We start from the raw sequence: 3,672 nt of genomic DNA on the forward strand, positions 1-3,672 counted from the left end.
TGCACCGGATCAGGAGACCCCGCGATGGCCCTCACAAAAGAGTATCCCCGCTTTTCCAAGGAAGAATATCAGCGCCGCTACCGGAACGTCCGAGGGGAGATGAAGAAACGGGGGATTGACGTCCTGATCATCTACGGCGATTCCGGGAGCCATGGCGGCAACCACGCCAACATTAAATACATGACCAATTATCAGGACCCGGTGAGCAGCTTTCTCGTCTTTCCGGCCGAGGGCGACATGCATCTTTATATGTCGAACCGCCTCTACCTTCCCTATGCCCGGCAGATGAGCGTCGCGCCCGTGACCGAAGCCGTGGACTACGACCCCGCCGGCAAGGTGGAAAGACGCATCCGTGACCTGTCCCTCGCCAAGGGAACCATCGGGCTGGTGGGCTTCCGGGGCATTCTCGCCACCTCCATCCCCTACGGGGTCGTGGACCACTGGCGGACTGTCTTCAAGGGGGCGAACTTCGTGGACGCCACCGAGCTCTTCCAGGAAACCCGGATGCTCAAAAGCAAGGAAGAGCTCAAATGGTTCCGAAAGGGCGCGGCCTTTACCGACATGGCCTTTTACGCCCTGGAGAAAAAGGCCAAGGCCGGCATGACGGAGGCCGAGATGGCGGGGGTCATTGCGGGCGGCTACATGCCGCACGGCGGAGGGGTGAAGCTCATCTTCATCGGCTCCACCTCGATGGCACGGCCCCACCTCATCTTCCCCAATCAATTTCCATCCCACCGGAAGGTGCGCAAGGGGGACATCATCCTGACGGAGCTATCCTCGGACTATGAGGGCCACTCCGGGCAGGCGCACCGGCCCATTGCGGTCGGAACGAAGCCGAGCCCTGTCTATCAAAAGCTCTACGATGTGGGCGTCGAGGCCTACAACCGGATACTGAAATCCCTCAGGCCGGGCGCCACGCACGAGGACGTGCGGAACGCTGCCCTGATCATCGAAGAAGAAGGCTTCACCACGTTCGACGTGACATTCCACGGCTGGGGGCTGCTCATCGAAGGGCCCCGCATTGATGTGGACTGCCTCATCCCGCGCCCGAACAACGAGGCCGTCTTTCAGGAAGGGATGCTCGTCGTGATCCAGCCCAATGTCGTCACCAAGGACGGAAAACGGGGGCTGCAGGTGGGAAACATGGTGGAGATCACGAAAACCGGCGCGCGCGCGCTTCAAAAATACCCGATGAAATTCATGCGGATATAAATAAAGACGTCCCCGGGCGGATGGCCTGGAGGCGTCTTGGGTGGTTCTGGATCGGAAATCAGTTCGCCGGAGCCTTATCGATCTTCTCCTTCAGCTCCTCGGCAAGAGAAGAATCTAGTTCGACGAGCCTCTGGTAGTCTGCGACGGCCGCCGTGCGATTGCCGAGCTTCAGGTGGGCCATGGCCCGGTACTCGAGCGCCTCCGGGTAATCGGGCTTGATGGAGAGCGCCTTGCCATAGGCGACAAGCGCTTCCTTGTACTTTCCAAGCTGGCGCAACGTGTAGCCCACCATGTTGTGGGCCTTATGGTTGTCCGAATCCGTTGAAACCGCCTTCTGGAAAAAAGAAAGGGCGGCCTCCCAGTTTCCCTTTTGGACCTCGGCCCGGCCCTGGTCATAGGCCGAGGGGGCCGCCGGGGTGGAGTTGGGATCCGGTTCTGAATCGCCCGCCGCAAAAACCGTTCCGGAAAGCAACAAAACCAGGGCAAGCGCCCATAGCACATGCAGATACTTCACAACGGTTCCCTCCTGGCTCGAAAACCGAAACACCGGCGGCACATTACGATTTCTATTTATGAGAACAACTAGAAAGGCAATATCGTTTCAAAAAAAAACAGGTTTCTTACCCCATCCCGCTTTGGCGCGCGACGGAGATCCGCGTGATGGCCCGCTTAAGGGAAGCCTCGGCCCGGGAAAAATCAAATGATTGCTCTGTTTTTTGGCCGGAAAGCCGCTCTTGGGCGCGCTGCATGGCAGCTTTCGCCCGATCGATATTGATATCCTCGGCCTTTTCGGCCTCGCTGGCCAAAATCGTCACTTTCTCGGGACCGACTTCGGCGTATCCGCCCCCGATGCTGACGAAATACCTCCCGCTTCCGATGCGGTAGGAAAGAACGCCCACTTCCAGCTGGCAGAGGTAGGGGGTGTGCCGCGGAAGCGCGCCAAACTCACCGCGGAAACCCGGCGCGGTGACCTCGTCCACCTTGGCCGAGGCAATGCGCTTCTCCGGAGTAACGATTTCGATCGTCAGCTTTCCCTCGGCCATGGCTAGACCTGGACCCCCAGTGATTTTGCCTTCTCTTTCGCCGTACCCAGATTGCCCACCATGTAAAACGCCTGCTCGGGAAGATGATCGACGTTGCCTTCAATCACTTCCTTGAAATCCCTCACCGTCTCTTCCAGCCGGACATAGACGCCGGGCGTGCCGGTAAACTGCTCGGCCACGTGGAAGGGCTGGCTGAGGAAGCGTTGAATCTTTCGCGCCCGGGACACGGCCACCTTGTCATCCTCGGAAAGCTCGTCCATCCCGAGAATGGCAATGATGTCCTGAAGCTCTTTGTAGCGCTGGAGAATCTGCTGGACGCCACGCGCCACGCCGTAGTGCTCGTCGCCGAGGATGCGGGGGTCGAGAATCCGGCTGGTCGAATCGAGCGGATCGACCGCAGGGTAGATGCCGAGCTCGGCGATCTGGCGCGAAAGCACCGTCGTCGCGTCCAGGTGGGCAAACGCCGTGGCGGGGGCCGGGTCGGTCAAATCGTCCGCGGGAACGTAGATAGCCTGCACCGAGGTGATCGACCCCTTGTTGGTGGAGGTGATGCGCTCCTGCAGATCGCCCATCTCGGTCGCAAGGTTCGGCTGGTAGCCCACCGCGCTGGGCATGCGGCCGAGAAGCGCCGACACCTCAGAACCCGCTTGCGTGAAGCGGAAGATATTGTCGATGAAGAGAAGCACGTCCTGCCCCTCGACATCGCGGAAGTACTCCGCCAGGGTCAAGCCGGCGAGGCCGACCCGAAGGCGCGCGCCCGGCGGCTCGGTCATCTGCCCGTAGACCAGGCCCACGTTCTTGAGAACGCCGGACTCTTCCATCTCGAGATAGAGATCGTTGCCCTCGCGGGTGCGCTCGCCCACCCCCGTGAACACGCTGGTGCCCGAATGCTCGGTCGAAATATTGTGGATAAGCTCCATGATGAGAACGGTCTTGCCCACGCCCGCGCCACCGAACAGCCCCGTCTTTCCGCCACGGGTGTAGGGCTCGAGCAGATCGATGACCTTGAGGCCGGTTTCGAGCATCTCCGTCTTCGTGCTCTGATCTTCCAGCGTGGGCGCGGGACGGTGGATGGGGAACCGCTGGTCGGTTATCACCGGCCCCTTTCCGTCCACCGGCTCGCCGATCACGTTCAGGATGCGGCCGAGCGCTCCCTTGCCGACCGGAATGGAGATCGGCGCGCCGGAATCCACCACCTTCAGGCCGCGAACGAGTCCTTCGGTGGGCTCCATCGAGATGGCGCGGACCGTTGACTCTCCAAGGTGAAGCGCTACCTCGGCCACGATCTCATCGCGCTCTCCCGGGTTCACCATTTCGGGCAGCTTTTTTACGATCAGCGCGTTCTTGAGGGAGGGCAGGCTCCCGATCTCAAACTCCACGTCAATGACGGGTACAATAATCTGGGTGACGGTTCCTT

At 60.5% G+C, this 3,672-nt stretch carries 4 protein-coding genes; 1 reads left to right on the top strand and 3 read right to left on the bottom strand.

All coding sequences use genetic code 11. From position 1 onward, the window contains the following. Positions 1-24: 24 nt before the first annotated feature. Positions 25-1,212, top strand: coding sequence for a Xaa-Pro peptidase family protein (locus tag O2807_13365; protein ID MDA1001490.1), 1,188 nt, complete (start codon positions 25-27; stop codon positions 1,210-1,212). Positions 1,213-1,270: 58 nt separating this feature from the next. On the opposite strand, the gene O2807_13370 is transcribed toward O2807_13365, so the two are convergent. From O2807_13370 to atpD, 3 genes are all read right to left on the bottom strand, one after another. Then, a complete protein-coding gene (locus O2807_13370; GenBank protein ID MDA1001491.1) occupies positions 1,271-1,726 on the bottom strand; it encodes a tetratricopeptide repeat protein in 456 nt (151 codons plus the stop codon). A 106-nt stretch (positions 1,727-1,832) separates the two neighbouring features. Beyond that, entirely contained in the window at positions 1,833-2,255 is a 423-nt protein-coding gene (locus O2807_13375; protein ID MDA1001492.1) for a F0F1 ATP synthase subunit epsilon, read from the bottom strand. A gap of 2 nt (positions 2,256-2,257) precedes the next feature. Next, positions 2,258-3,672, bottom strand: a 1,415-nt coding sequence (gene atpD, locus O2807_13380) for a F0F1 ATP synthase subunit beta (protein MDA1001493.1), incomplete at its 5' end; no start/stop codon positions are given.

The sequence above is a fragment of the bacterium genome (assembly GCA_027622355.1).
Taxonomy (GTDB): domain Bacteria; phylum UBA8248; class UBA8248; order UBA8248; family UBA8248; genus JAQBZT01.